The organism is Sphingomonas spermidinifaciens (assembly GCF_002351485.1).
Classification (GTDB): Bacteria; Pseudomonadota; Alphaproteobacteria; order Sphingomonadales; family Sphingomonadaceae; genus Sphingomonas; species Sphingomonas spermidinifaciens.
This window is the reverse complement of sequence record NZ_NWMW01000002.1, coordinates 592,796-618,205: the sequence shown is the minus strand read 5'-3', so window position 1 is coordinate 618,205 and position 25,410 is coordinate 592,796. Positions and strand designations below refer to the sequence as shown.

The 25,410-nt window shown below is 68.5% G+C and carries 24 protein-coding genes, 1 other RNA gene and 1 pseudogene; 9 read left to right on the top strand and 17 right to left on the bottom strand.

All coding sequences use genetic code 11. The annotated features are described in order from the left end of the window. Positions 1-180: 180 nt before the first annotated feature. A complete protein-coding gene (locus COC42_RS12960; protein WP_096343720.1) occupies positions 181-2,262 on the bottom strand; it encodes a transglycosylase domain-containing protein in 2,082 nt (693 codons plus the stop codon). Positions 2,263-2,346: 84 nt separating this feature from the next. After that, entirely contained in the window at positions 2,347-3,018 is a 672-nt protein-coding gene (locus COC42_RS12955) for a PAS domain-containing protein (RefSeq protein WP_245844114.1), read from the bottom strand. 95 nt (positions 3,019-3,113) lie between these two features. Between COC42_RS12955 and COC42_RS12950 the strand changes: the two genes are divergently transcribed. After that, the gene (locus COC42_RS12950; protein WP_096343718.1) at positions 3,114-3,467 is read left to right on the top strand and encodes a YbaN family protein; all 354 of its coding nucleotides are present in this window, start codon (positions 3,114-3,116) and stop codon (positions 3,465-3,467) included. On the opposite strand, the pseudogene COC42_RS12945 reads toward COC42_RS12950, so the two are convergent. The 6 genes and pseudogenes from COC42_RS12945 to COC42_RS12920 all read right to left on the bottom strand — a co-directional run bounded on the left by COC42_RS12945 (position 3,430) and on the right by COC42_RS12920 (position 9,885). Continuing rightward, positions 3,430-4,333: pseudogene (locus COC42_RS12945) on the bottom strand (sterol desaturase family protein). The gene COC42_RS12950 and the pseudogene COC42_RS12945 sit on opposite strands and share 38 nt — an antisense overlap. Positions 4,334-4,365: 32 nt before the next feature. Beyond that, a complete protein-coding gene (locus COC42_RS12940; RefSeq protein WP_096343717.1) occupies positions 4,366-4,764 on the bottom strand; it encodes a hypothetical protein in 399 nt (132 codons plus the stop codon). Next, positions 4,761-5,195 carry a protein tyrosine phosphatase family protein gene (locus tag COC42_RS12935; RefSeq protein ID WP_096343716.1) on the bottom strand — a complete coding sequence of 145 codons (435 nt, stop codon included), beginning with the start codon at positions 5,193-5,195 and terminating at the stop codon, positions 4,761-4,763. The genes COC42_RS12940 and COC42_RS12935 overlap by 4 nt, the downstream gene beginning before the upstream one ends. A gap of 23 nt (positions 5,196-5,218) precedes the next feature. Further along, entirely contained in the window at positions 5,219-6,985 is a 1,767-nt protein-coding gene (gene recQ, locus COC42_RS12930; protein ID WP_096343715.1) for a DNA helicase RecQ, read from the bottom strand. A 120-nt stretch (positions 6,986-7,105) separates the two neighbouring features. Further along, entirely contained in the window at positions 7,106-8,056 is a 951-nt protein-coding gene (locus COC42_RS12925; RefSeq protein WP_096343714.1) for an alpha/beta fold hydrolase, read from the bottom strand. A gap of 11 nt (positions 8,057-8,067) precedes the next feature. Beyond that, positions 8,068-9,885 (bottom strand): ABCB family ABC transporter ATP-binding protein/permease, encoded by a 1,818-nt coding sequence (locus COC42_RS12920; protein ID WP_096343713.1) that lies wholly within the window; start codon positions 9,883-9,885, stop codon positions 8,068-8,070. A 75-nt stretch (positions 9,886-9,960) separates the two neighbouring features. Between COC42_RS12920 and COC42_RS12915 the strand changes: the two genes are divergently transcribed. Next, entirely contained in the window at positions 9,961-10,212 is a 252-nt protein-coding gene (locus COC42_RS12915) for a hypothetical protein (protein ID WP_342747313.1), read from the top strand. Positions 10,213-10,215: 3 nt separating this feature from the next. On the opposite strand, the gene COC42_RS12910 is transcribed toward COC42_RS12915, so the two are convergent. After that, positions 10,216-11,688: a DUF389 domain-containing protein gene (locus COC42_RS12910; protein ID WP_096343712.1), complete on the bottom strand. Its 1,473-nt coding sequence runs from the start codon at positions 11,686-11,688 to the stop codon at positions 10,216-10,218. Between the two features lie 75 nt (positions 11,689-11,763). On the opposite strand from COC42_RS12910, the gene nhaA reads away from it, so the two are divergent. After that, positions 11,764-13,002, top strand: a complete 1,239-nt coding sequence (nhaA, locus tag COC42_RS12905; RefSeq protein WP_096343711.1) for a Na+/H+ antiporter NhaA — start codon at positions 11,764-11,766, stop codon at positions 13,000-13,002. 53 nt (positions 13,003-13,055) lie between these two features. On the opposite strand, the gene COC42_RS12900 is transcribed toward nhaA, so the two are convergent. The 3 genes from COC42_RS12900 to sucC form a co-directional block, all read right to left on the bottom strand. Beyond that, on the bottom strand, positions 13,056-13,988 hold the full coding sequence (locus COC42_RS12900) for an electron transfer flavoprotein subunit alpha/FixB family protein (RefSeq protein WP_096343710.1): 933 nt from the start codon (positions 13,986-13,988) through the stop codon (positions 13,056-13,058). Between the two features lie 32 nt (positions 13,989-14,020). Then, positions 14,021-14,770 (bottom strand): electron transfer flavoprotein subunit beta/FixA family protein, encoded by a 750-nt coding sequence (locus tag COC42_RS12895; protein ID WP_096344195.1) that lies wholly within the window; start codon positions 14,768-14,770, stop codon positions 14,021-14,023. Between the two features lie 178 nt (positions 14,771-14,948). Next, complete coding sequence (gene sucC / locus COC42_RS12890) at positions 14,949-16,148, bottom strand: ADP-forming succinate--CoA ligase subunit beta (RefSeq protein WP_096343709.1); 1,200 nt, start codon at positions 16,146-16,148, stop codon at positions 14,949-14,951. Positions 16,149-16,335: 187 nt separating this feature from the next. Here sucC and COC42_RS12885 point away from each other — a divergent pair, with 187 nt between their 5' ends. Genes COC42_RS12885 through COC42_RS17735 form a run of 3 tightly spaced genes read left to right on the top strand, consistent with a single transcriptional unit; the run spans position 16,336 to position 17,411 of the window. Beyond that, entirely contained in the window at positions 16,336-16,848 is a 513-nt protein-coding gene (locus COC42_RS12885) for a sterol desaturase family protein (RefSeq protein WP_096343708.1), read from the top strand. Beyond that, positions 16,845-17,189: a hypothetical protein gene (locus tag COC42_RS12880; RefSeq protein ID WP_096343707.1), complete on the top strand. Its 345-nt coding sequence runs from the start codon at positions 16,845-16,847 to the stop codon at positions 17,187-17,189. The genes COC42_RS12885 and COC42_RS12880 overlap by 4 nt, the downstream gene beginning before the upstream one ends. Positions 17,190-17,234: 45 nt before the next feature. Then, entirely contained in the window at positions 17,235-17,411 is a 177-nt protein-coding gene (locus tag COC42_RS17735) for a hypothetical protein (protein WP_176484679.1), read from the top strand. 147 nt (positions 17,412-17,558) lie between these two features. Here COC42_RS17735 and COC42_RS12870 read toward each other — a convergent pair whose 3' ends face one another. After that, positions 17,559-18,494, bottom strand: a complete 936-nt coding sequence (locus COC42_RS12870; protein WP_096343705.1) for a ribose-phosphate pyrophosphokinase — start codon at positions 18,492-18,494, stop codon at positions 17,559-17,561. A gap of 136 nt (positions 18,495-18,630) precedes the next feature. On the opposite strand from COC42_RS12870, the gene gltX reads away from it, so the two are divergent. Then, positions 18,631-19,968, top strand: coding sequence for a glutamate--tRNA ligase (gene gltX, locus COC42_RS12865; protein WP_096344194.1), 1,338 nt, complete (start codon positions 18,631-18,633; stop codon positions 19,966-19,968). Here the strand turns inward: gltX and COC42_RS12860 are convergent. Both COC42_RS12860 and COC42_RS12855 read right to left on the bottom strand, forming a co-directional pair. Beyond that, the gene (locus COC42_RS12860; protein WP_096343704.1) at positions 19,950-20,612 is read right to left on the bottom strand and encodes a COQ9 family protein; all 663 of its coding nucleotides are present in this window, start codon (positions 20,610-20,612) and stop codon (positions 19,950-19,952) included. The two genes, gltX and COC42_RS12860, sit on opposite strands and share 19 nt — an antisense overlap. A 16-nt stretch (positions 20,613-20,628) precedes the next feature. After that, complete coding sequence (locus tag COC42_RS12855; protein ID WP_096343703.1) at positions 20,629-21,558, bottom strand: DMT family transporter; 930 nt, start codon at positions 21,556-21,558, stop codon at positions 20,629-20,631. A 56-nt stretch (positions 21,559-21,614) separates the two neighbouring features. On the opposite strand from COC42_RS12855, the gene COC42_RS12850 reads away from it, so the two are divergent. Next, on the top strand, positions 21,615-22,712 hold the full coding sequence (locus COC42_RS12850; protein ID WP_096343702.1) for an alkene reductase: 1,098 nt from the start codon (positions 21,615-21,617) through the stop codon (positions 22,710-22,712). A gap of 227 nt (positions 22,713-22,939) precedes the next feature. On the opposite strand, the gene COC42_RS12845 is transcribed toward COC42_RS12850, so the two are convergent. Beyond that, positions 22,940-23,368 carry an RrF2 family transcriptional regulator gene (locus tag COC42_RS12845; protein WP_096343701.1) on the bottom strand — a complete coding sequence of 143 codons (429 nt, stop codon included), beginning with the start codon at positions 23,366-23,368 and terminating at the stop codon, positions 22,940-22,942. A 74-nt stretch (positions 23,369-23,442) separates the two neighbouring features. Here COC42_RS12845 and ssrA point away from each other — a divergent pair. Further along, positions 23,443-23,789: a transfer-messenger RNA gene (gene ssrA / locus COC42_RS12840) on the top strand. Positions 23,790-23,961: 172 nt separating this feature from the next. Here ssrA and COC42_RS12835 read toward each other — a convergent pair. After that, positions 23,962-25,389 carry a glucoamylase family protein gene (locus COC42_RS12835; protein WP_096343700.1) on the bottom strand — a complete coding sequence of 476 codons (1,428 nt, stop codon included), beginning with the start codon at positions 25,387-25,389 and terminating at the stop codon, positions 23,962-23,964. Positions 25,390-25,410 lie beyond the last annotated feature (21 nt).

Below are 25,410 nucleotides of genomic sequence, written 5' to 3'. Positions count from 1 at the left end.
CCTAGCGGCATGGGCGGAAAAGGGCAACGCGCTAACGGCGCCCAGCCGTCACCTTGGACTCGTTAGAGAAGGCCGCTTCGCGGCATGTCCGTTGGCTCCTGGTCGACCGATGCGGACCTTTCTCTATCGAGCACGCGGCGCGGCGCCTTCTGGGGCACCTCCGGGGTGGCGAGGATGCGTTTAGAACTCCTCCTCGGGCGGCGGTGGTTCCTCGTCCTCGGGCCGGCGGCGGTCGGGTTCGAAGCGGTCGCGGTCGATCTTGATCGCGCCGTCGCGGCCGACGCGGACGCCGATCCCGTCGAGCTCGCGCTGCACGACATCGGGCAGGCCATCGATGCCGTTCCCGACCACGTCGATCAGGTTGCCGACCTCGTCGCCGGCCTCCTCGATCACCTCCTCGATCACCGGATCGGGCCGCCCCGCCGGCCCTGCGCCGGTCGCGCGCATCATGTAATCGCGCCAGATGCGCGCGGGCAGGCCGCCGCCCGACAGGCCGGCATTGGGCGTGTTGTCGTCATTGCCCACCCAGACGCCGGTTACGATGCCGTCGGCATAGCCGATGAACAGCGCGTCGCGATTGTCCTGTGTCGTCCCCGTCTTGCCGAATGCCTCGACCGACAGGTTCGCCTGCCGCCCCGTCCCCTCGCGAATCGAGGCCGCCAGCAGCGTGCGAAGGCCCGCCAGCTGCCCGGCAGGAATACGGCGGCTGTCGAGGCCGAGCTTTTCCAGCCAGCTCCCCTCGGGCGGCTGCGCGAGGCCGCGCGGGCGCACCGGCATCTCGCCCGCCGCCACCGCCGCATAGGCGGCGGTGAGCTCAAGGAGCGACACCGACGAGGTACCGAGCGCGATGGACGCTTCGTTCGGGATCGGCGTCGAGATGCCGAGGTCGCGCGCCGCCTTGATGACCGCCTTCGGTCCGACCTGCTGCGTCAGTCGCGCCGAGGCGACGTTGCTCGACCGCGCGAAGGCGCGCGCAAGGCTGATCTCGCCGAGATAGCGGCCGTCATTGTTCTTCGGCGACCAGTCGGCGATGGTAACGGGCGAATCGTCAATAGTGTCGTCGGGTGTCATCCCCGCGCGCAGCGCCGCAAGATAGACGAACAGCTTGAAGGTCGAACCTGGCTGACGCCGCGCCTGCGTCGCGCGGTTGAAGGGGCTGTCGGCGTAATTCTTGCCGCCGACCATCGCGACGATGCGGCCGTCCGGGCGCATCGATACGAGCGCGACCTGCGCCTGTCTGAGCCCCGCCGAACCGACCGCGCGCACGGCGGCGCGCTGGAGGCGCATCTCCAGCGTCGTCTTCACCGTCTGGTCGGCGCCGATCGCGCCCGCCTGATCGCGCGCCTGGGGAAGCACCCAGTCGGCGAAATAGGTGCCGGTGGGGAGGCGTTTCGCCTTTGCGACCTTGAGCCGTGCGGGCTCGACCGCGCGCGCCCCGGCAGGGCTGAGGTAGCCGGCATTCGCCATCGCGCCGACGACCACCGCTTGCCGGTCGCGCGCACCCTTGAGGTTCTGGGTCGGCGCGAGCCGGCTCGGCGCCTTGACGAGGCCCGCGAGCATCGCCGCCTGCGCCGTCGTCAGCTCGTCCGCGTCGCGGCTGAAATAATGCCGGGCAGCGGCCTGGAGCCCGTACACATTGTCGCCGAAATAGACGTTGGAGAGGTAGCGCGACAGGATCTCGTCCTTCGACAGCCATGCCTCCAGCCAGAAGGCGATCATCACCTCGCGCAGCTTGCGCGCCAGCGTCCGGTCGGAACTAAGAAACGCGTTCTTGGCCAGCTGCTGCGTAATCGTGCTGCCGCCCTGCGAGCTGTTCGAGGTGAAGGTGTTGTTGACGAAGGCGCGCAGGATGCCACGCGGATCGACGCCCAGATGGCTGCGGAAGCGCCGGTCCTCGATCGCGAGGAACGCGCCCGTCACATGCGCGGGCAGCTTGGTCGCGTCGACCGGCTTGCCGATTTCCGCCCCGTGACGCGCGATCGGCTCGCCCTCGGCCGAGAGGAGCGTGATCGAAGGCGGCACCGGTGGCTCGAGCGACTTGGAGAGCGGCGCGGTGATCGCCAGCCAGACGATCGCGACGACGAGCAGGACGATGAACGCGCCCACGCCGCGCGCCACCCAGCGCATCGGGCTCGGCCGCCAGCCGGGCGGCAGCGGGGGCGGCGGGCCGCCGATCCCCTCGCTGAGCGCCGTCGGGGCGTCGCCGGCGGGCTCGGGCGGGGCGGGCGGCTGGCCCCAGGCGTCGTAGCTGTCGATGCGCATCGGAAAGACTGTATTACCGCGCCAACACACTGGACGCAATCGCGCTTATCGCATGCGCGCGGCGTTATCGGCAATGGCGGCGGCTCAGGCGACCTCGTGCGTGCCCAGCATCTCGGCCGCGCGGCGGGTCGCGGCGGCAGTGTCACCGGCGAGCCGCTTGACCTCGGCCGCCACCACGCCGAAGCCGCGCCCGGCATCGCCCGCCTTGGCCGCTTCGATCGCGGCGTTGAGCGCGAGCATGTTCGTCTGGCGCGCGATTCCTTCGATCGCCGTCACGATCTGGCGCAGTTCGCCCAGCATCTTCTCGCGTTCGCTGTCGCGGTCGGCGAGCGTCGCCTGCAGGCGCTCGGCCTCGGCCAGCTGGGCCGAGACGGTGTGCTCGAGCTGGACCTGCCGCGTCATGTCGGTGGCCATCTTGAGCACGCCCATTGGCCGGCCGTCGCGGCCGATGATGGGGTTGTAGGTCGCCTGAAGCCATAGCTCGCGCCCGTCTGCGGCCACCCGACGATACACGCCACTGTCGAACTCGCCCGCGCCCAGCTTCTTCCAAAACGCCGAATAGGCGGGCGAAGCGGCGTCTTCGGTGGTACAGAACAGGCGATGATGCCGCCCGATCACCTGCTCGCGCGTATAGCCGGTGAGCTTCAGGAAATTGTCGTTGGCATCGACGATGTCGCCGGCGGGCGTGAACTCGACAATCGCCTGCGACTTCAGGATCGCCTGCCACACCGCCTTGCCGCCGAACCTGATCGTCACTGCATCCACTCCCCGGGCAGGGCGGTTAAACAGGATCAGACGAGCAGCCAAGGGATGATGATGAACTGCGCGCTTCCGTGCACAAGGGGTCGTCGATGATCCGGCACCTGTGGAACCTGGGCGGCGGGATCGCAGTGCTGCTGGGGCTGGTCGGTGTCTTCCTGCCGCTGATGCCGACGGTGCCGTTCCTGATTCTCGCCGCCTTCTGCTTCGCGCGCGGCAGCCCGCGGTTCGAGGCGTGGCTGCTCGGCCACCCCACCCTCGGTCCGCCGGTCGTGGCGTGGCGCGAGCGCGGGGCGATCCCACGCCGGGGCAAATGGGCCGCGACGATCGGGCTGACGGGCAGTGCGATCCTTGGCCTCGCCTTTGCACCCTGGCCCTATGCCATGATCCCGGCCCTCATCGCAGTGGTCAGCGGGAGCTGGATCTGGAGCCGCCCGGACGCCTGAGCGAGGCGCGGATCATCGCCGACGTCTCGCGGCTTCCGTCATGGCTCCAGCCGGGCTCGCGCACGAGATAGCCGAGCTTCGCCCGCCACGGCGCGCGCCACAGGTCGCGGGCAATGCCCACCCATTCATGGAACGCCGCCCACAGGACGTTGAAGCTGCCGAGATCGCGGACGAGGCGGTAGCGTACCCGCTCGCCCTCATCCTCCGCCTCGAAAGTGCCGAACAACCGGTCCCAGACGATGAACACGCCGGCATAATTGCGGTCGAGATAACGCGCATTCGCGGCGTGGTGGACGCGGTGGTGGCTGGGGGTGTTCATCACCGCCTCGAACCACCGCGGCATCCGCCCCACCGCCTCGGTATGAATCCAGAACTGGTAGACGAGGTTGAGGCCCACGACGAAGAACACCATCGGGCGGAAAGCCGATCAGGAACAGCGGCAGACGGAAGAGGAAACCGAGGCTGAAGAAGCCCGTCCACGTCTGCCGCAGCGCCGTCGACAGGTTGTAGTGCTGGCTTGAATGATGAACGACATGGCTCGCCCAGAACAGCCGCACCCGGTGCGCCGAGCGGTGAAAGACGTAATAGGCGAGGTCGTCGAGGACGAACGCCGCGACGAACCAGTGCCAGGCCCAGCCGATATCGAAGAGGCGCAAGTCATGGACGAAGGTTGCCATCGCGAACATCGCGCCTGCCGACAGGATGCCCGCGACGGTGCTGCCGAGCCCCAAGAGAAGCGAGGTCAGCGTGTCGCGCGGGCCATAGCGCGTGGCGTCGCGCCGCCGCGCAATCAGCATCTCGGCGAGGACGAGCACGACGAAGCCGGGGATCGCGTAGGTGACGGGATCGGGCAGGACGGGTGCCATCGCGCCCTACTTACAGCGATGTCAGCGGCGCCTCAATGGACGGTCGGGCGCTGGGCAAGCGCCTCCGCCGCGCGGACCTGATCGTCGGTGACGCCGAACAGCGACACGCGGCCGAACATCGCCTCGCCGCTGTCGATCGCCACCCCCTCGACCGCAGGGGCAAGCTTGAGCGGCGCGACGAGGCGCCGAACGGCGACGCGCGCGCCGTGGCGCTTGAGGAGCGCGAGCGTGCCGTTGCCGGCAACCAGCGCCCCCTCGCCATTGCCGCCGACCAACGCCTGGCGCGCCTGGAACCCCGCCAGATGCTGTTCGGCGAGCCGCATCGCCGTTTCGGGATCAGCTATGTTGATGTCGCCGAGCCGCAGATGGCGCGCGATCGCGGCGAGCGCGAGCACCGCGACCAGCGACCCGGCGAGCATCGTCCAGCTCATGCGCGGCCCGACAGCGCGTCGAGCATCGGGCGCAGCCCGGTAAGGCTGTAGCCCGCCTCAGCGCCCTTTTCGGTAATGGCTTCCGGGTCGCCGCCCGCCTTGGCCGCGGAGAGTGCCCAGAGGTTGCAGGATCGCGTGCCTGAGCGGCAATAGGCGAGTACCGGACCATCGGCGGCCTTCAGCGCCGCGGCCATCGCGTCGATCTGCGGGTGGCTGAAGCCGGCATGGGTGATCGGGATCGCGGTATAGGCGAGGCCCGCAGCCTCGGCCGCTTCGCGCATGGCGACATCGCTCGGCTGGCCGGGCTCCTCGTCGTCGGGCCGGTTATTGACCACCGCCTTGAAGCCCAGCGCGGCGACCTCGGCGAGTTCCTCCGGCAGAAGCTGCGGGGCGACGCTGATCTGGTCGTCGATGCGGCGGATGTCGGGCATGGAAGTCTCCTTTGCCGACGCATCTATGCGTGCGCGGCGATCACCTCAAGAAAGGCGGGGCCATAGGCGTCGAGCTTGCGCGCGCCGATACCGGCGATGCGGCTCATGTCGGAAAGGCTGGCGGGCTTTGCCATCGCCATGTCGCGCAGCGTCGAATCATGGAAGATGACATAGGGCGGCAGCCCGGTTTCCTGTGCGATCTCGCGCCGACGGGCACGCAGCGCTTCGAACAGGGGGTGGCCGACGGGATTGGGGGTCGCGCCGGCGCCGCCGCGGCGGCGCCGCTCGCGCTTGGGCGGAACGATCAGGCGGAGCTCGGCCTCCCCCTTCAGGATCGCGCGCGCGCCGGGGCCGAACTCTAGGCCGCCATGCGGATTGGCGCGCACCGCGTCGCGCAGCATCAGCGCGCGGCCGACGGGCTTGAGGAGCGCCGCCTCCTCCCCCTCGACGATGCCCCAGACCGACAGGCGCTCGTGCCCGCTGGTCAGGCTGCGCTCGGTCGATTTGCCGGTCAGCACCTGCTCGATATAGCCGGTGCCGAACATCTGGCCGGTGCGGAAGATCGCCGACAGGTATTTCTGCGCGACCACGGTGGCATCGACGGTGGCGGGCGGCTTGAGGCAGTTGTCGCAGTTCCCGCACTGCGCAGGCGGGTTCTCGCCGAAATAGCGGAGCAGCACCGCGCGGCGGCACTCGGCGGTCTCGACAAGGCCCGCGAGCGCCGCAAGCCGCGCCTGCTCGCCCGCGCGGCGATGCGGCTCGACCTCGGCGATCCGCTGGCGCGCGCGGGCGAGGTCGTCGGCGCCCCAGAACATATGCGCGACCGCCGGGTCGCCGTCGCGGCCAGCGCGGCCGGTTTCCTGGTAATAGGCCTCGATCGACTTGGGCAGGCCCGCATGCGCGACGAAGCGGACGTCGGGCTTGTCGATCCCCATGCCGAACGCAACGGTGGCAGCCATCACCATGTCTTCGCTCGCCACGAACGCCGCCTGGTTCGCGGCACGCACCGCGGGGTCGAGCCCGGCATGATAGGCGCGCGTCGGCCGGCCCGAGGCGGCGAGAGCCTCGGCCAGCTTCTCGGTCCCGGCGCGCGTCTGGGCATAGACGATGCCCGGCCCGTCGGCCTCGGCGATCACGTCCATGATCTGACGCGTCGTGTTGTCGCGCGGGGTGATGGCGTAGCGGATGTTGGGCCGGTCGAACCCGGCGACGATCAGGCCCTCTGCCGGAATGCCGAGCTGGTCGAGGATATCGGCGCGAGTATGCGCGTCGGCAGTGGCGGTGAGCGCGAGGCGGGGCACGCTCGGAAACTGGTCGAGCAGCGGTTTGAGCAGGCGATAGTCGGGGCGGAAGTCATGCCCCCATTCGCTGACGCAATGCGCCTCGTCGATCGCGAACAGGCAGAGCGGCGCGCTTCCCAGTAGCTCGCGGAAATACCCCGTCGAGGCCCGCTCCGGGGCGATGTAGAGGAGGTCGAGCGTACCGGCGCGGAACCGGTCGATCGTCTCGGCCCGGTTGCTGTCGGCGCTGGTCAGCGTGGCGGCGCGGATGCCCACCGCTTCGGCCGCGCGAAGCTGATCGTGCATGAGGGCGATCAGCGGGCTGACGACGACGCAGGTGCCCTCCAGCATGACACTGGGAAGCTGATAGGTCAGCGACTTGCCCGCCCCCGTCGGCATCACCGCCAACGTTCGCTCGCCCGCCAGCACGCGGCCGACGACCTCGGCCTGCACGCCCCGGAACTGGGTGAAGCCGAAGGTGGCGTGAAGGACGTCTAGAGGGTAGGGCATGCGGTGCCCTTAGCAAGGATTGGTGCGGGGGAAACGGGTGGACCGCCCACGAGCCCCCGTTCGCGTTCAGCCTGTCGAATCGCTGTCTTGCTCTTCTCGCGCCGGGCAAGGGTGCTCAACCTACCGCCCCATCACTCCCCGCACGAACGACGCCGTCACGTCCGCATGCGTCACCGGCAGCATGTGCCCCCCGTCGACCAGTTCCAGCCGGCAGCCGGGGATCGTCGCCGCGGTCGCCCGCCCGTGCATCTCGGGGTCGAGCACTGCGTCGCCGCGGCCGAACAGGATCGCGGCAGGGAGCGACAGTTCGCCGTAATGCGCGGCCATCCAGGCGACTTCGGGCTTCGCGTTCATCACCTCGAACGAGCCGGCCCGATAGCTTTGCGGGCGGGCGGAGAGCGCGCCGCCGCCCCTCGTCACGAAGTCGTCGGGGACAGCATCGGGGGCGAACACCATCTTGGCAACCGCAGGGCCGGTCAGCGCGGCGCTCGGCACCGCGAGCGTCCAGGACAGGACCTCGCGCACGCCGGCCGGCGCGACGAGGCCGGCGAACTGTGGCGGTGCGGTCTCGACCGGCTGGGTCAGCGGCGCGATCAGCGCGAGGCCGGCGAAGCGTCCCGGTGCGGCGAGCGCGGCGGCGAGCACCACCGCGCCGCCCAGCGAATGGCCGACGAGCAGCGGCTTTTCGAGCCCCAGCGCATCGGCGACCGCGACCACCGTTCGCCCCTGTTCGAGGATGTTGGGCCGCCGTCCCTTGAGCACCGAATGCCCCCAGCCCGGCCGGTCGATCGCGATGAGGCGGTAGTCCGCGGCAAGCTTGTCGGTCAGCGCATAGGTGAAGTTACGAAGCTGCCCCATCAGCCCATGGACCATCAGCAGCACCGGCGCGTCGCGCGGGCCGAGATCGACATAATGGATGCGCGCGCCGTCGACCTCGACGAACCGGCCGTCCGCGGGCACCGCCCGCTCCGCCGCGCGTGCGCCGAGCGCCGACCAGAGCGCGAGCCCGCCGCCGATCGCGCCCGCGGCACCCGCCGCCACGCCCCACCAGTTCGTGCGCTTCTCGGCCATCACTCGCTCCCTCATTCGGCCGCCAGCGCTTCCTCGCGCTCGCGCGCCTGCCGCGCCCACATTTCGGCATAGATGCCGCCTGCGCGCAGCAATTGCGCGTGGGTGCCCTGTTCGGCAACCCTGCCCTCTTCCAGCACGACGATGCGGTCGGCATGGACGACGGTCGACAGGCGATGGGCGATGACGATCGTCGTGCGCCCGCGCTCGATGGCTTCGAGGGTGGCCTGGATCTCCGCCTCGGTCCGGCTATCGAGCGCGCTGGTTGCCTCGTCGAGGATCAGGATCGGCGGGTTCTTGAGGAGGGTGCGGGCGATCGCCACGCGCTGCTTCTCGCCACCCGATAGCTTCAGGCCACGCTCGCCGACGCGCGTCCGATAGCCGTCGGTGAGGCTTTCGATGAAGTCGCCGATCGCCGCGCCGCGGGCGGCGTTGGCGATCTCCTCCTCGGTCGCGCCCTCTCGGCCATAGGCGATGTTGTAGCCGATGGTGTCGTTGAACAGCACCGTGTCCTGCGGCACGATGCCGATCGCGGCACGAAGCGTCTCCTGCTGAACCTTGGAGATATCCTGTCCGTCGATCAGGATACGGCCGCCCTGCACGTCGTAGAAGCGGAACATCAGCCGAGCGATCGTCGACTTGCCCGCGCCGGAATGGCCGACGATCGCCACCGTCGCGCCCGCCGGCACGTCGAGGTCGATGCCCTTCAGGATCGCGCGATCGGGTTCGTAGCCGAACACGACATTCTCGAACCGCACCGCCGCGCGGTCCACCACCAGCGGCGGTGCGCCCGTCACGTCGCGCACTTCCGCGCCGGTATCGAGCAGGTCGAACATCGCACCCATGTCGATCACGCCCTGCCGGATCGTCCGATAGACCCAGCCGAGCATGTCGAGCGGGCGGAACAGCTGGCTAAGCAACGTCGACACCAACACAACGTCGCCCGGCGTGAAGCGCCCGGTCGACCAGCCCCAGGCGATCACCCCCATGCCGATCGCCAGCATTCCGTTGGTGATGACCGACTGGCCGATATTAAGCCAGGCGAGACTGTTCTCGCTCTTGGTCGCGGCATTGGCATAGGCGTGGACGGCGCGCTCGTACCGCTCGGCCTCACGCCGCTCCGCGTTGAAATATTTGACCGTCTCGAAATTGAGGAGCGAGTCGACCGCGTGCGCGACCGCCCCGGTGTCGAGATCGTTCATCGCCTCGCGCAGCTTCTGGCGCCAGTCGGTGACGATACGCGTGAAGGCGATGTAGATCACTACCATCGCCAGCGTCGAGGCGACCAGCCACCAGCCGAAGCGCGAGCCGAAGATCTGAAGCACCAGCCCCAGTTCGAGGATCGTCGGCGCGATGTTGAACAGGAGGAAATAGAGCATCGTATCGATGCTCTTGGTCCCCCGTTCGACCACCTTGGTGATCGCGCCGGTCCGCCGTTCGAGGTGGAAGCGCAGCGACAATTGATGGAGGTGCCGGAACACCGCCGCTGCCAGCCGCCGCGTCGCATCCTGCCCCACCCGCTCGAACACCGCGTTGCGCAGGTTGTCGAACAGCACGGTGCCGAGCCGCGCCGCGGCATAGCCGATGACGAGGAGGACGATCAGCGTTGCGGCGCTGCGATCCCCGCTCGCCATGCCGTCGACCGCCCCCTGCAGCGCGAAGGGCGCGCCATAGACCTGTACCAGCTTCGAGGCGACGACGAAGACCATCGCGACGATGATCCGCGCCTTCAGCCGCGGGGCCTCGCGCGGCCACAGATAGGGCAGGAAGCGCCGCACCGTCGGAATGAGCGGACGCTCGACGGTCGTGCCCGTGGTGTCGATGGGTGGCATGCGGGCGTCTATCTGGGGTCAAGACTGCCGACATGCAACGCGAACGGGACAGGCAACCGTTCGTCGCGGCTTGCGTTGAACCGGACGGAGGTCGAGACGATGGAACCGCTCTATTTCGTGATGGCGATCATGGGCTGCGGCGATGCCGGGGCCGTATGCGAGCAGGCGCGTGTCGAGCCGATCCGCTATCGCACCGCGCTCGAATGCCAGGCGGCGATGCCAGAGGCGCTGGCGCGCAATTCGGACCTGTCTTTCCCCGAGATCACCGGTGCCTGCCAGCAGCAGGGCATGCGCATGGCTAAGGCCAAAACGCGCCCACGCGGCTGACGGTCAGGGCGCGGCGGTCGCCCAGCTCGCAGTCAAGGTGTCGCCACTACGCACCGACCCCGCCGAGGCGGCAACCCCGGTACGGGTCAAGGCCCGAATCGCGGCATCGACCGCCGTCTCGGGACCGCTCAACGTCAATGGCACCCCCGTTCGCGCTCCGGCCCAGCCGAGCAGCGCCAGTCCGTTCGGATCGGGCACGCCATCGGTCAGTTCGACCGGCGGCAACGCGCCCATGGGCGGTACCAGCTCGATCCGCCAGCCCGGCACGACTGCGGCGACGCGCGTTTCGAGGGTGCGATAGGCAGACAGCGTCGCCCCCTCCAGCGGCTGCGCCCGCACCACCGCATGGCGCTGGTCGGCGTCGATCAGGATCGCCTCGCGAGGGGCACCCGACACGAGCGCGAGTTGCTCGGTCAGTCGCTCGGCGGTGCGATCGCCGAGCCGTCCGGCGGCGTTGGCGATCTGCGCCGCCTCGGCCTCGGCCCCCGTACCGACGCGATACTGGTCGATCGAGACGGTAACGGGCCGGTCGGTGCGCTGGCGCAGCACCGCGGCGGCGTGCTTTTCGGCCGCGGGGTTGAGCCGGGGCGTCAGCACCGTCGCCTCGATACGGATGCGATCGACGGCATATGTGATGTCCACCTGGCTGAGCCGGGCATCGCTGCCGAACTCCCCGGTCAGCACCTCGCGCGCCTGCCGCGTGAACAATGATTCCCATGCGATCTGGCGCAGCGACACGCCGAGCGGCAGCGCAAGTGCGCCGAGCGAGCCGAACACCAGCACCGTCTGGACCAGCGTATGCTGCGGCGACAGGTGCGAGCCGAAGCCGTGTACCCGCGCGATCATCGCCGCCGACAGTGCAATCGTCATGAGGTTGGTCACGAACAGCAGCAGCGCGCCGCCGAACACCGTCCAGTTCTGAGTCGCAAGGCCAAAGCCGACGACCGCCAGCGGAGGCATCAGCGCGGTCGCGATGGCGACGCCGACGACGGTCCCCGCCCGGCCGTGGATCACCGCATAGCCGCCCGCCAGCGCCGAAAACAGCGCAACGACCAGGTCGAACAGGTTGGGGCGCGTCCGCGCCGCGATCTCGTCGGTCACGTTCTGGAGCGGCGAGAGCGCGACGACGAGCGCGGTGAACCCGATCGCGAGCACCGTTCCCAGAATGAGCGCGGCAAAGCTCGCCCGGATTTCCGGCCAGTCGAAGGTCGCGAGGCCGAAACCCAGCCCGATGATCGGACCCATCAGCGGCGAGATCAGCATCGCCCCGATCACCACCGCGGGCGACGACAGGAGCAGGCCGAGCACCGCGATGCCCGCCGACATCAGGATCATGAACGCATAGCGCCCGTTCCAGCCGGCGTCGTCGCGAACCGCCGCCAGCACCGCCTCATGATCGACATCGCGGCGAACATGCACGCGCCACCAGCGTTGCAAGGCGGGTATCGACGGGAGGCGGCGCGCGGGATCCGACATGGATCAGGTCGTTAGGGGCTTTGCCACGTGGCTGCCAGTGCATAGGAGCAACGGCAAGGTGAAGGGGAAACGTCGATGACCGTAACGATCTTCGGCCGCTCGCGCTCGGCGCTGCGAAGCTTCCTACACCGCGAGGCAACGGGCGGAATCGTCCTGATCGTCGCCGCGGTGGTCGCGCTGGTCGCCGCGAATCTGCCTTCGACGCGCGAGGCCTATTTCCACCTGCTGCATCTGGAGACCGGACCGGTCATCAGCCCCAAATACGGGTCGATGACGGTGCACCTGTGGATCAACGATGCGCTGATGGCGCTGTTTTTCCTGCTCGTCGGGCTGGAGATCAAGCGCGAGATGGTCGACGGGCGGCTGGCGAGCTGGGAGCGGCGGCGGCTGCCCGTCGTCGCGGCGGCGGCGGGGATGGTCGTGCCGGCGATCGTCTATCTCGCGACGGTCGCGCCCGATCCGGGGCTGACCGCTGGCTGGGCGATCCCGGCGGCGACCGACATCGCCTTTGCGATCGGCGTGCTCGCGCTGCTCGGCAAGCGGGCGCCCGCCTCGCTCAAGCTCTTCCTGACAACGGTGGCGATCGTCGACGATATGGGCGCGGTGGTGGTGATCGCGGTTGCCTATACCGCCGGCATCGGCTGGGGCTGGCTGGCCGCGGCGGCAGGGGTGCTGGCGCTGATGACGGCGCTCAACCGGCGCGGCGTTCTGGCGCTCTGGCCCTATCTGCTGCTCGCGCTGCCGCTCTGGCTGTTCGTGTTCAATTCGGGCGTGCATGCGACGGTTGCCGGCGTGCTGGCGGCGATGACCATTCCTATCATCAAGTCGCCGGCCGCGCCCGATGCCGCCAATTCGCCGCTCCACCGGCTGGAGCACCTGCTCCACACGCCCGTCGCCTTCGTCGTCGTGCCGGTGTTCGGCTTCGCCAATGCGGGGGTGTCGTTCGCCGGTCTGTCGCCGGCGATCCTGTTCGAGCCGCTGCCCCTCGCCATCCTGCTCGGGCTGTTCGTGGGCAAGCAGCTCGGCATCTTCTCGGCGATCTGGGTTGCCGACCGGACGGGCTTTGCTGCGGCGCCCAATTGCGGCTGGCTGCAGATCTGGGGGGTTTCGATGCTCGCCGGCATCGGGTTCACGATGAGCCTGTTCATCGGCGGCCTCGCCTTTCCCGGCAACGAACTGCTGATGGACGAGGTGAAGATCGGGGTGCTGGCGGGGTCAGTCGTGTCGGCGCTCGCGGGCTTCCTGCTGCTCCGGTCGGGGCCGATCCTCACGCGCGAACCCGCCCGCATCGCCGAGGTGGCTGATCACGAATGAAAGGGGCGCCGCCACGACAGCCGCGCCCCCTTCCTTCCGCCAACGGCGCGGCGTCAGAGTTTTTCCGTCAGTTCCGGTACGAGCTTGAACAGGTCGCCGACGAGACCGAGGTCGGCGACCTGGAAGATCGGCGCATCCTCGTCCTTGTTGATCGCCACGATGACCTTCGAGTCCTTCATACCGGCGAGGTGCTGTATCGCCCCCGAAATGCCGACCGCGACATAGACCTCGGGCGCGACGATCTTGCCGGTCTGACCGACCTGGTAGTCGTTCGGGGCATAACCCGCATCGACCGCCGCGCGGCTGGCGCCAACGCCGGCACCCAGCTTGTCGGCGAGCGGGTCGATCAGCTTGTGGAATTCCTCGGCGCTGCCGAGCGCACGGCCGCCCGAAACGATGATCTTGGCGCTGGTGAGTTCTGGCCGGGCCGACTGGGCGATCTCGGCGCTGACGAAGCTTGATACGCCCGCGTCGGTGCCGACGCCTTCGATCGCCTCGATCGTGCCCGACCCGCCCTCGGCCGCTGCCTTCTCGAACGCCGTCCCGCGCACGGTGACGACAAGCTTGGCGTCCGAGGTCTTCACTGTCGCGATCGCGTTGCCGGCGTAGATCGGGCGGGTAAAGGTGTCCGGCCCCTCGACCGAGAGGATATCGGACAGCTGCATCACGTCGAGCAGCGCGGCGACGCGCGGGGTGATGTTCTTGCCCGTCGTCGTGGCCGGCGCGACGAAGGCGTCGTGGCCTTCCATCAGCGTGGCGACCAGCGGCGCGACATTTTCAGCGAGCGCGTGGGCAAATGGCGCGCCGTCGGCGACATGGACCTTGCCCACGCCCGCGATCTTCGCGGCGGCTTCGGCGACGCCGGCAACGTTCTCGCCGGCCACGAGGAGGTGGACCTCACCCAGCTTGCTGGCGGCGGTCACTGCCGACAGCGTCGCATCCTTGACGGCCTGACCGTCATGCTCGACCCAAACCAAGGTCTTCATTTCTGCGTTCCTTTAATCTGAATTGAGCCGGCTTACTTTGCGACGCCCATCGCCTTGAGCTTCATGACCAGCTCGTCGACGTCGGCGACCTTCGCACCGGCCTGCCGCTTCGACGGCTCGGCCACCGACACGACGGTCAGGCGCGGCGCGATATCGACGGCGTAATCGGCGGGCGTCTTGGTCGCGAGCGGCTTGGACTTGGCCTTCATGATGTTGGGCAACGTCGCATAGCGCGGCTCGTTGAGGCGCAGATCGGTGGTGATGATCGCGGGAAGCTTGAGGCTTACCGTCTCTAGCCCGCCATCGACCTCGCGCGTCACCTTCGCGCTGTCGCCTTCGACCTCGACCTTCGAGGCGAAGGTGCCCTGGCCCCAGCCGAGCAGCGCGGCGAGCATCTGGCCGGTCTGGTTCGCATCGTCGTCGATCGCCTGCTTGCCGAGGATCACCAGCTGCGGCGCTTCCTCGTCGACGATCGCCTTCAGGAGCTTGGCGACGGCAAGCGGCTCGACCTCGGTCTCGGCAGTGACGAGGATCGCGCGGTCGGCCCCCATGGCGAGCGCGGTGCGCAGCGTGTCCTGCGCCTTGGCGACGCCGATCGACACGGCGACGATCTCGGTCACGACGCCCTTTTCCTTGAGGCGGATCGCCTCCTCGACGGCGATCTCGTCGAAGGGATTCATGCTCATCTTGACGTTGGCGAGGTCGACGCCCGTTCCGTCGGCCTTCACTCGCGGCTTCACGTTATAGTCAAGCACGCGCTTGACGGGGACGAGGGCTTTCACCAGCGGCTCCACTTCCTGCAGTCGTTGTTTTCGAACGTTGGGTTGCGCCTATTTCTGGCCATTCCTACGCCGTTTCGCAAGTCCGGTACGGCAATGCGGGCCCGACGTAGCGTCAAACGAAAGGGGCCGGAACGTTGCCGCCCCGACCCCCGTTTGAACGCGACTCGCGCCGGAGGGTTCAGGCGGCGTTCTTGACCTCGGCGACGATCTTCTTTGCCGCATCGCCCAGGTCGTTCGCCGGCACGATGGCGAGGCCCGAATTGGCGAGGATGTCCTTGCCCTGCTGGACGTTGGTGCCCTCCAGCCGGACGACCAGCGGCACCGACAGGTTCACTTCCTTCGCCGCGGCGACGATGCCCTCGGCGATGATGTCGCACTTCATGATTCCGCCGAAGATGTTGACGAGAATGCCCTTCACCGCGGGGTCGGAGAGGATGATCTTGAACGCCGCCGTCACCTTCTCCTTCGAGGCGCCGCCGCCGACGTCGAGGAAGTTGGCCGGGAACATGCCGTTGAGCTTGATGATGTCCATCGTCGCCATGGCAAGGCCCGCGCCGTTGACCATGCAGCCGATGTCGCCGTCGAGCTTGATGTAAGCGAGGTCGTACTTCGACGCCTCGAGCTCCATCGCGTCCTCTTCGGTGGTGTCGCGCAGCTCCATCAGGTCCTTGTGACGGAACATCGCATTGCCGTCGAAGCCGACCTTGGCGTCGAGGACCATCAGCTTGCCGTCGTCGGTGACGGCGAGCGGGTTGATCTCGATCTGCTCGGCATCGGTGCCGAGGAAGGCGTCGTAGAGCTTTGCGGCGACGTTGGCCGCCTGCTTGGCAAGGTCGCCCGACAGCCCGAGCGCAGCGGCAACGGCGCGGCCGTGGTGCGGCTGGAAGCCGGTCGCGGGATCGACCGAGAAGCTGTAGATCTTCTCGGGCGTGTCATGCGCCACGGTTTCGATATCCATGCCGCCCTCGGTCGAGACGACGAAGCCGACGCGGCCGCTGGCGCGATCGACGACCAGCGCGAGGTAGAATTCCTTGGCGATGTCGACGCCGTCGGTGACGTAGAGGCGATTGACCTGCTTGCCGGCATCGCCCGTCTGAACCGTGACCAGCGTGTTGCCGAGCATCTCGGTCGCGGCCGCGCGCACCTCGTCCTCGGTCTTGGCGAGGCGGACGCCGCCCTTGGCGTCGGGGCCGAGTTCCTTGAACTTGCCCTTGCCGCGGCCGCCCGCGTGGATCTGCGCCTTCACGACATAAAGCGGTCCGGGCAGCTTCTTCGACGCCTCGACGGCTTCCTCGACGCTCAGCGCGGCATAGCCGGCGGGGACGGGCACGCCGAACTTGGCCAGCAGCTCTTTCGCCTGATATTCGTGAATGTTCATCGCGCGGGTATCCTTCCTCGCAGGGGCGCCGCATCGCGGACGCGAAACGGAGAAGCCCTAAGCACAGCCGCGCGGCGGAATCTACCCCTTGCAAACCCCGTCGGGCACATCGCTCCGGCAGTTGCGTCGCAATCGCAACAGCGCATGGGCCAACGCCCCGGTTTCCAGTCGCAGGCCGCATGGTTATATGGGCGCAATGCACGTGCTGACCGGCATCCTCATCTTCCTTGCCACCGTCGCCGCGATGGAGGGCGTTGCCTATGGCGCGCATCGCTGGATCATGCATGGGCCGGGCTGGTTCCTGCACAAGAGCCACCACCGACCGCGCACGGGTTTCTGGGAAGCCAACGACCTTTATTTCGTGATCTTCGCCGCGCCGTCGATCAGCCTGCTGGTCGGCGGCACCTATTTGGGCTGGCATCCGGCGACGATCTGGATCGGCGCGGGGATCGCGGCCTATGGCGCGATCTATCTCGGCTTTCATGACATCATCGTCCATCGGCGGGTGCCGTCGCGATATCTGCCCAAGTCGCGCTACATGAAGCGGATCGTGTCCGCGCACCGCCTTCACCATGCGGTCGAGACCAAGGAGGGCACGGTCAGCTTCGGCTTCCTGATCGCACCCAAGCCCGAGGAACTGAAGGCAGAACTGAAGCGTCGCGGCAATGCAGGGGTGCGCGCACCCCGCGAGATGGCTTGAGCCTCGGCCCGTCGATCGGCCGGATCGCGCTGCTCGTCCTGAGTGGCACCGCAACGCTGAGCCTGATCGGCGCGATCGCCGAAACCGCCGACACCGGCCCCGCCCCGCCGCCCGCCGCGGTGACGCGGCCCAGTCCCATCGGCGAGATCGTGCCGGGTGAGGTGGTGCGCGTAGTGGCGCCGTCCGAAGCGCCCGTACCGCCTGCCCCCGATCGCGAACTCGAGCGCTGGCTACGCGCGATCAGCTATGCGCTGACGGCACTGGCGGGCTTTGCCGCGGCGGGGGTCGTCGTGCTCCTCCGCATCGCCTCGGCGTTGTCGCGGATCGCCGATCGCGATTGAGGCGATCCGGAGCGCCGATCGTTGTCCCCCGTGAAGGAGACGATCATGGCGCAGCACCCCGAAAAGGAAGAGCCCGGCTTCGAGCACGACGTCAACGAGCTCGACGAGAACTCGACCGACACATCCGAGCACAGCACCGAGGAGGACGCAGACGAGGGCGAGCTGGAAGAGGCGCAGGCCGAAGCCGCCGAGGAGCGTGAGGAAGAAGGCGGGTATCAGTAGACCGGCCGAGCCAGAGGCCAGCGATGCCAGCCCGCGCTGGGACGATTGACCCTAGTCGTCGCTTCAGCGGGGTTGGGACTGCTTCGGCTCGTGCTGTGGGTGATCTCGGCTTTCGCCGGGATCACCGCTAGCGCCGGATGAGGCCCCTTAGTCGAACAGGCTCGACACCGATGCTTCGTCGGCAATGCGCTTGATCGCTTCGGCGACCAGCGGCGCGATCGTCAGGTGTCGGATGCGCTTGGCCTCCGCGATCACGTCGTGGTTGCCGATCGAGTCGGTGATGACCAGTTCCTCGAGCGCCGATGCCTCGACCCGCGCCACTGCGCCCCCTGAAAGGACGCCGTGGGTGCAATAGGCGACCACCCCAGCCGCCCCCGCCGTCTTGAGCGCGGCGGCGGCGTTGCAGAGCGTGCCGGCCGAATCGACGATGTCGTCGATCAGGATGCAGAAGCGGCCCTCGACCTCGCCGATGATGTTCATCACTTCCGATTCGCCCGGCCGCTCGCGCCGTTTGTCAACGATCGCGAGCGGCGCGTTGTCGAGCCGCTTGGCGAGCGAGCGGGCGCGCACCACGCCGCCGACGTCGGGCGACACGACCATCAGGTTGCGCTCGCCAAAGCGCGTCAGGATGTCGGTCGACATCACCGGCGCAGCGTAGAGATTGTCGGTCGGGATGTCGAAGAAGCCCTGGATCTGCCCGGCATGCAGGTCGACCGACAGCACCCGGTCGGCACCCGCGGTGGTGATGAGGTTGGCGACCAGCTTGGCCGAGATCGGCGTCCGCGGGCCGGGCTTCCGGTCCTGACGCGCATAGCCGAAATAGGGGAGCACCGCGGTGATCCGCTTCGCCGACGCGCGCTTCAGCGCGTCGATCATGATGAGCAGTTCCATGAGGTTGTCGTTGGCGGGGAAGGCCGTCGACTGGATCACGAACACGTCCTCGCCGCGGACGTTCTCGAGCACCTCGACGAAGATCTCCTCGTCGGCGAAGCGGCGCACGTTCGCCTGCGTCAGCGGAATCTCGAGATAATCGCCGATCGCGCGCGACAGCGGATGGTTCGAGTTGCCCGCGAGGAGTTTCATGCGATCGCCTTGCCTGGATGGATGCTCGCGCGCCCTTTAGAGCGGGCGGGGCGATTGTGAAACCCATGTGACGAAAGGCACTCGCGTCAAGACGTGACGAATGGACGGCGTGGCAGCCGCCGCCTACACGCCCGCCATGACCGTCGTCACCCGTTTCGCGCCGAGCCCCACCGGGCTGCTCCATGTCGGCAACCTGCGCACCGCAATCCTCAACTGGCTGTTCGCCAAGGCGAAGGGCGGGCGCTTCCTCCTGCGGCTCGACGATACCGACGCGGCGCGCAGCGAGGAAAGGTTCGTCGAGGCGATCCGGCGCGACCTTGCCTGGCTTGGCTTGGTGCCCGATGGCGAGGAACGGCAGTCGGCGCGGCTCGATGCCTATGAGGCGCGGTTCGATGCATTGGTGACGGCGGGGCGGCTCTATCCCTGCTACGAAACGCCGCAGGAGCTCGACCTCCGGCGCAAAATCCTGCTCGGGCGCGGATTGCCGCCGATCTACGACCGCGCGGCGCTGGCGCTGACTGCGGCCGAGCGCGCGGCGCTCGAGGCCGAGGGGCGACGGCCACACTGGCGATTCCGGCTCGATCATGACGCGGCCATCGAATGGGACGACGCGATCCGCGGCCACCAGCGCTTCGACCCCGCAGCGATCAGCGATCCGGTGGTGCGGCGCGCGGACGGCAGCTGGCTCTATCTGCTCCCCAGCGTCATAGACGATATCGACATGAACGTGACCCATGTCGTGCGCGGTGAGGATCATGTGTCGAACACCGCGGCGCAGGTGCAGATGTTCGCGGCGCTTGGCGCTTCCCCGCCGACCTTCGCGCACGCCGCGTTGCTTACAGGGAGCGAGGGCAAGCTGTCGAAGCGGCTCGGTTCCTTGGGTGTGGAGCATTTCCGCGAGGAGGGGATCGAGCCGCAGGCGCTGATCGCGCTGCTCGCGCGCATCGGTACCAGCGACCCGGTCGAGCCGATCGTCGATCCGCTGACGCTCGCCGGCGCATTCGACTTCGCGCGCTTCGGCCGCGCGCCGGCGCGGTTCGATGAGGCGGAGCTGACCGCGGTCAATGCGCGGATCGTCCATCAGCTGGGTCACGCGGCGGTCGCAGATCGGCTGCCGTCGGGGATGGGTGCCGAGGCGTGGGAAGCCGTCCGCCCCAACCTGAGCCACGTCGCCGAAGCAAAGGACTGGTGGCAGGTGATCGAGGGGCCGATCGATCCGCCCGCGATCGATGACGCGGATCGGGTCTATCTGGCCGACGCGGCCCGCGCGGCAACGGACATCGACTGGACCGCGGACCCCTGGCACGCGCTGACGGGCGCACTCAAGGACGCGACCGGGCGCAAGGGCAAGGCGCTGTTCCTGCCGCTGCGCCTCGCGCTCACGGGTCAAGCGCACGGCCCCGACATGGCGACGCTGCTGCCGCTGATCGGCCGCGACCGCGCGCTGGCGCGGCTTCAGGCGGCGGGCGGGTAGCGGAGGCGACCGACGAAGCGCGAGAGGCTGAGCCGATGCGGACCGCCGGTCCATTTCGCCTTCGCAGCCTCAAACCGCATCACGTCGTCGATCCGGCGGGCGAGAAAGGCGCGCGTGTCCGCCTGACCTTCGCTCTCGTCATCGAGGAACACCGTCACCGTCGCGGCATAGATGCCGGCGAGCAGCGTGCGCTTGGTGTAGTGGTTGTAATCTGTCGCGGTGTCGCCCGCCGCGCGCCACATCACGTCGGCCGCGCGCCATCCGAGCTTTACGCCGCGCACCGCGTTCTGCGGCAGCGCAAGAACCGCGAGCGCGCGGCGCAGCGCCTCGCGATCGGGCGCGACGATATCGAGCCGCGCCTCGACCAGCGCGGCGATCTTTGCCCTGATCTTCATCGCGGCGAGCGTCTCGGGCGGCAGGCGGCGCAGCATTTCGGCATCGACATGCGCGAACCAGGCGTCGATCATATCGACCGCGCCGCCGGGAAAGGCGAGCCGCGCCACGTCCCGATCAATGCCGAGCGTGTCCGCCGCGGCATCGACCGCCGCGGGTTTCCACCCGTCGAACGCCGCGTTGCTCGCCACCAGCGGGGCGAGGCCCACGCGCATCTCGTCAAGCGTCGGATCGGGCGGCAGGTCGGTCATCGCGTCGGCTCCAGTCTCACGCCACCGATCTAGGGTCCGCAGCCTCCGGTGCAAGCGGCTTGCCCTCGGGCTTTCGGACGAGCACCAGCGCCGCGGCGATCAGCACCGCCCCGGCAATGTCGGGCAGCCCCAGCCGCTCGTCGAACCAGAGCCAGCCGATCGTCGCCGACACCACCGGCTGGATCAGCAGCGCGAGGCCAACGACCAGCGGCGTCAGATGGCCGATCGCATAGATGAGCAGCCCCTGCCCGATCAGCTGGCTGCACAGGGTGAGGAGGAGGAGCGGCGTCCAGTCGCCGGGCATCACCCGCTCGCCGAGGATCAGCGCGAGGGCAAGGAGCGGCAGCGCGCTCGCCGCGGTCGACAGGCCGAGCGCCGACAGCGGCCGCATCGCGGTGCGCACTCGCGCCATGATGATGAAATAGGCGGCATAGAGCACGCCGGCGAGCAGGCAGAACAGGTCGCCGACCAGGTTCTGCGGCGACAGCTCGGCCGAGCGGCCGAGCAGCAGCCCGCCGCCGAGCGCCGCCAGCGTCAGCGCCGCCCCCTGCATCCGCGTCGGCCAGGCGCGCGCGACGATGAAGCCGTAGATCGGGTAGATCAGCGTCGCCGAATTGCCGAACAGCGTCGAGTTGGCGAGCGTCGTGCCGAGGATGCCGACATGCCAGCTGCCGAGATCGAGCGCGAAGGCGAGGCCTGCGAGCGCGATCGCTCCCCACAGCCCCCGCGCCGCGCGCACCGGCCGCTCGCCGAGCAGCGCCGCGGCGACCAGCAGCACGGGTGCCGCGAGCGCGATCCGCCAGAAGGCCGCGGCGACTGGCCCGGTATCGGCCAGCCGCACGAACAGCGGCCCCGTCGCAAGGAAGACGTTGGCCGCCGCGACCGCGGCAACCGGTGCCCAGCTTGGGCCCTGTGTAGTTATCCTTTGGGTCAGGGTCCGATGCATGGCGCCCCTTAGCGACCTACTTGTCCGCTGTCCTGCCAACAATGGAGTTTCCCCGAATGGCATCGCTCTATGACCCGATCCGCCTGGGCGCGGTCGAGGCGCCGAACCGCATCCTCATGTCGCCGCTGACGCGCGGCCGCGCGACCGAGGGGCACGTCCCCACGCCGATCATGGGCGACTATTATGCGCAGCGCGCCGGCGCCGGCCTTATCATTAGCGAGGCGACGGGCATCAGCCGCGAGGGGCTGGGCTGGGCGTACGCGCCGGGCCTCTGGACCGACGAGCAGGTCGAGGGGTGGAAGCCGGTGGTCGAGCGCGTGCATCAGGCGGGTGGGCGCATCTTCGCGCAGCTCTGGCACATGGGCCGGCTGGTTCATCCCGATTTCCTTGGCGGTGCGGCGCCCCTCTCCTCTTCGGCGACGACCGCGCCGGGCAGCGTGCGCACCTACCTCTCGAACGGCGAGAAGAAGCCTTATGGTGAGGCGCGCGCCGCGACCCTCGACGACATCAAGCGGGTGCTCGACGATTACGAGCATGCGACGCGGGGTGCGCTGGCAGCCGGGTTCGACGGTGTGCAGCTGCATGCGGCCAATGGCTATCTGATCGACGAGTTCCTGCGCGACAATTCGAACTTCCGTGACGACGATTATGGCGGCAGCCCGGAGAATCGCGGCCGCCTGCTGCGCGAGGCGATGGACCGCATCGTCGAGGTCGCGGGCGCCGACCGCGCCGCCGTCCGTTTCTCGCCCAATGGCGACACGCAGGGGGTGATCGATTCGAATCCCGAGGCGGTGTTCCTGCCGATCGCCGACTATCTGGAAAGCAAGAAGATCGCCTTTGTCGAGCTGCGCGAGCCCGGCCCCGACGGCACCTTCGGCTCGACCACGCAGCCGGCGATCTCGCCCGCCTTCCGCCAGCGCTGGACCGGTCCGCTGATCCTCAACCAGGATTACGACAAGGCGTCGGCCGAGGCTGCGGTGGCCGAAGGGCGTGCGGACGGCATCGCCTTTGGCCGGCCGTTCATCTCCAACCCAGATCTGGTCGAGCGGCTGCGCACCGGCGCCCCGCTTGCCAAGGACGACATGGCGACTTGGTACAGCCGGGGGCCGGAGGGGTATACGGACTATCCGGCGCTGGCGCGCGAGGACGCCTGAGCTAGATCTCCCCGGGACGGGGAGGTGGCACGCGCTGCGTGACGGAGGGGGAAGGCCGCAGGCGCAGCGCTCGTGGCCATCCCCTCCACCGCCTTCGGCGATCCCCTTTCCCGTTCCGGGGAGGATCGACCCGCTGCCCCGGCGCAGGCGGGGCCGCGATCAAGTCGAAAAATGTGGTGAACCTGAGCAATCCCAGCCTTTGCTGGGACGACGTCGAGGGAGAACCCTTACGCCGCCAGCGCGTCGGTCTTGGTGTCCGCGAGGCTCGTGCCGTCGAGGATTCGTGCGGTCTCGTCGCGGACGCGCGCCATCGCGATGCGGATCGCGCAGGTCGCCTCGTCCTTGCAGTCGGTGCAGGGGCGATAGGCGGTGCGGCTGACGCAGGGGACGAGCGCGAGTGGCCCCTCGATCGTCCGCACAATCTCCCCCAGCGAGATGAGATGCGCCGGCCGCGCGAGACGATAGCCCCCCGCCTTGCCGCGGGTCGAAAAGAGGAAGCCCGATTCGCGCAGGTCGGCGAGGATCAGCTCGAGGAACTTGCGCGGCACGTTCGCTTCGGCCGCGATGCGGGTCATCGGCACGGGGGCGCCGTTCATCGGCTGGCCGGCCAGGAAGATCATCGCGCGGAGCGCGTACCGCGAACGCTGCGTCAACATGATCGATGTCCCATGCCACCGCCGGGGCTGGGGGGAAAGGCCCTATTTCCGATCGGAGATGGTCGCGCGCGCCAGGGCTTTTCTTTGGCGGCGCGGCGCCTATATCGTCCGGTGCCGGCTCGTCCGGCTATGGCGATAAAATGTAGCGTACAATAGGCGCAGCGGACCCGGGGGCAGTACCCGGCGGCTCCACCAGAAATGGTGGTGGATCTGGACACCGTTTCTGACGGGGCCGAACCAGGATCGACGTGTGTTGAAAAGCGCTGCTTTCGCCCGGAATGGGACCACCGCAACGGCCCATCTCACAAGTGCCAACGATAACGAGGCGCTCGCGATTGCGGCCTAACCCCAAGACCTCACGGTCTAGGTTAGATTGACAAAAGCGCGGTAGGGACCGCACCGGGCAACAGAAGCGGAAACCGGCGGCCGCCGGGGGGGCCGAGCAACAGAATCCCCCCGGACTTACCTGATTCGCATGCGGCGTCGCCACAAGGGACCCCACCCGCATCGGGCGTCTACGGAGACGCGAACTCATTGTTGGTTCGGCAAGCGGGACAGTGGCCCCGGACACAGTCCCGGGTGACAGGCAGGGCCTATCCCAACCATCCCCCGGCAAACCCCGCCCGCTCCAGTCCGCGTCGGATGTACGGGTTCTTCCGCATCGTCTTCCACACCAGTCCCGTGCGATGGTTCTCGATCATCGCGACGATCGGCCCCTGGTCGATGCCCAGCCAGTCCTTGTCGACCCAGCCCACCCCCGGCCGCAGTTCGCCGTGCTTGAACGGCTCGGGCGGGCGTGACTGGATCGAGGAGTTGAAAGCGTCGAGGAAGCCGTACTTGCCGTAAAGGCCCGTGCCATAGCGGCGATAGATCGCGGAGACCGCCGGCTCGACGATCTCGGGCGCGAAGGGATAGCTGCCGAGAAGCGCCGTGGGCGCGAGTGTGCCGTCGTCACGCTCGCCGGGCCCGCGTGCCGAGTAGCTGAAATACTGCCGCCCCCCCATCCGGAAATCGCCCGGCCCGTCGCAGGCGGTCAGCCCCCAGAGGTCAGGACCATAGCCCGGCCAGCGGCCGGCATTCTCGATCGCGTACTGCCGCTGCGCATAGGCCGCGCGGCGGCTGTTCTCGAAATAATCGATGCCCTTCTCGACCATCAGCGGGTCGCGGATGCCTTTGAAATCGATCCAGACATGGCTGTACTGGTGGCCGAACATCGGCGCGAAGTGGAGGTGCTCCTGCCCCCAATGTGTGCCCCAGCTCGCGCGGAACCGGTCTGCGAGCGCCGCCCAGGTACCATCCGCCAGCGGATGCGTCGGCGAACCGAGGCCGAGCACGTAGAGGATCATCCCCTCGTTGTAGATGTTCCAGTCGCTGGGGATAAAGCCGCTCTCGGGATGCCAGCCCATCGACACGAAGGGCGGGCGCGGAGTGATCCAATCCCACTCGATCGCGCGATAGAGCCGGTCGGCGAGCGCCCGCACCTCCGCCTCGGCCGGGTCGTCGCGGTCGTACCAGCTTTGCGCGAACAGGACGCCGCCCATCAAGAGCGCGGTGTCGATCGTCGAGAGTTCGCACCGCGCGAACCGCCACCCCTCGGTCACGCCGAGGAAGTGATAGAAGAAGCCCTTGTGCCCGCTCCGCCGCGTCGGCTCCGGTCCCATCGGCGCGCCCGCGAGGAACCGCAGCGTGCCGAGCGTGCGCTGAAGCCCGGCGGCGCGCGTCACCCAACCATGGCTCTCGCCGATCGGGAAAGCGGTGAGCGCGAAGCCCATCGCGGCGATCGAGGCGAAGCTGGGCGTCGGCCAGCGATCGGGGGCAAGGCCGCGCTCGACCTCGGTCGTTTCCCAGAAGAAGCGGAAGGCGCGCTGCTGGATATCGTCGATCAGCGGGCCGGTCGCGGTATCCGGGCGCGGCGGATTGCTGGCGATCAGCGGATCGCCCCGCCGGGGCGCGGCGCAAGCGGCGGCCATCCCCGCAAGCCCAATGCTTGCAGAGCCGAAGAAACGGCGTCGGTCGAGCAAGGCGACCTCCTTTTTGATTAC

Coding starts and splice junctions, on each gene's coding strand:
- COC42_RS12960 (WP_096343720.1), bottom strand. CDS start 2,262: ATGCGCATCGACAGCTACGACGCCTGGGGCCAGCCGCCCGCCCCGCCC.
- COC42_RS12950 (WP_096343718.1), top strand. CDS start 3,114: ATGATCCGGCACCTGTGGAACCTGGGCGGCGGGATCGCAGTGCTGCTG.
- COC42_RS12940 (WP_096343717.1), bottom strand. CDS start 4,764: ATGAGCTGGACGATGCTCGCCGGGTCGCTGGTCGCGGTGCTCGCGCTC.
- COC42_RS12935 (WP_096343716.1), bottom strand. CDS start 5,195: ATGCCCGACATCCGCCGCATCGACGACCAGATCAGCGTCGCCCCGCAG.
- recQ (WP_096343715.1), bottom strand. CDS start 6,985: ATGCCCTACCCTCTAGACGTCCTTCACGCCACCTTCGGCTTCACCCAG.
- COC42_RS12925 (WP_096343714.1), bottom strand. CDS start 8,056: ATGGCCGAGAAGCGCACGAACTGGTGGGGCGTGGCGGCGGGTGCCGCG.
- COC42_RS12920 (WP_096343713.1), bottom strand. CDS start 9,885: ATGCCACCCATCGACACCACGGGCACGACCGTCGAGCGTCCGCTCATT.
- COC42_RS12910 (WP_096343712.1), bottom strand. CDS start 11,688: ATGTCGGATCCCGCGCGCCGCCTCCCGTCGATACCCGCCTTGCAACGC.
- nhaA (WP_096343711.1), top strand. CDS start 11,764: ATGACCGTAACGATCTTCGGCCGCTCGCGCTCGGCGCTGCGAAGCTTC.
- COC42_RS12900 (WP_096343710.1), bottom strand. CDS start 13,988: ATGAAGACCTTGGTTTGGGTCGAGCATGACGGTCAGGCCGTCAAGGAT.
- sucC (WP_096343709.1), bottom strand. CDS start 16,148: ATGAACATTCACGAATATCAGGCGAAAGAGCTGCTGGCCAAGTTCGGC.
- COC42_RS12885 (WP_096343708.1), top strand. CDS start 16,336: ATGGGCGCAATGCACGTGCTGACCGGCATCCTCATCTTCCTTGCCACC.
- COC42_RS17735 (WP_176484679.1), top strand. CDS start 17,235: ATGGCGCAGCACCCCGAAAAGGAAGAGCCCGGCTTCGAGCACGACGTC.
- COC42_RS12870 (WP_096343705.1), bottom strand. CDS start 18,494: ATGAAACTCCTCGCGGGCAACTCGAACCATCCGCTGTCGCGCGCGATC.
- gltX (WP_096344194.1), top strand. CDS start 18,631: ATGACCGTCGTCACCCGTTTCGCGCCGAGCCCCACCGGGCTGCTCCAT.
- COC42_RS12860 (WP_096343704.1), bottom strand. CDS start 20,612: ATGACCGACCTGCCGCCCGATCCGACGCTTGACGAGATGCGCGTGGGC.
- COC42_RS12855 (WP_096343703.1), bottom strand. CDS start 21,558: ATGCATCGGACCCTGACCCAAAGGATAACTACACAGGGCCCAAGCTGG.
- COC42_RS12850 (WP_096343702.1), top strand. CDS start 21,615: ATGGCATCGCTCTATGACCCGATCCGCCTGGGCGCGGTCGAGGCGCCG.
- COC42_RS12845 (WP_096343701.1), bottom strand. CDS start 23,368: ATGTTGACGCAGCGTTCGCGGTACGCGCTCCGCGCGATGATCTTCCTG.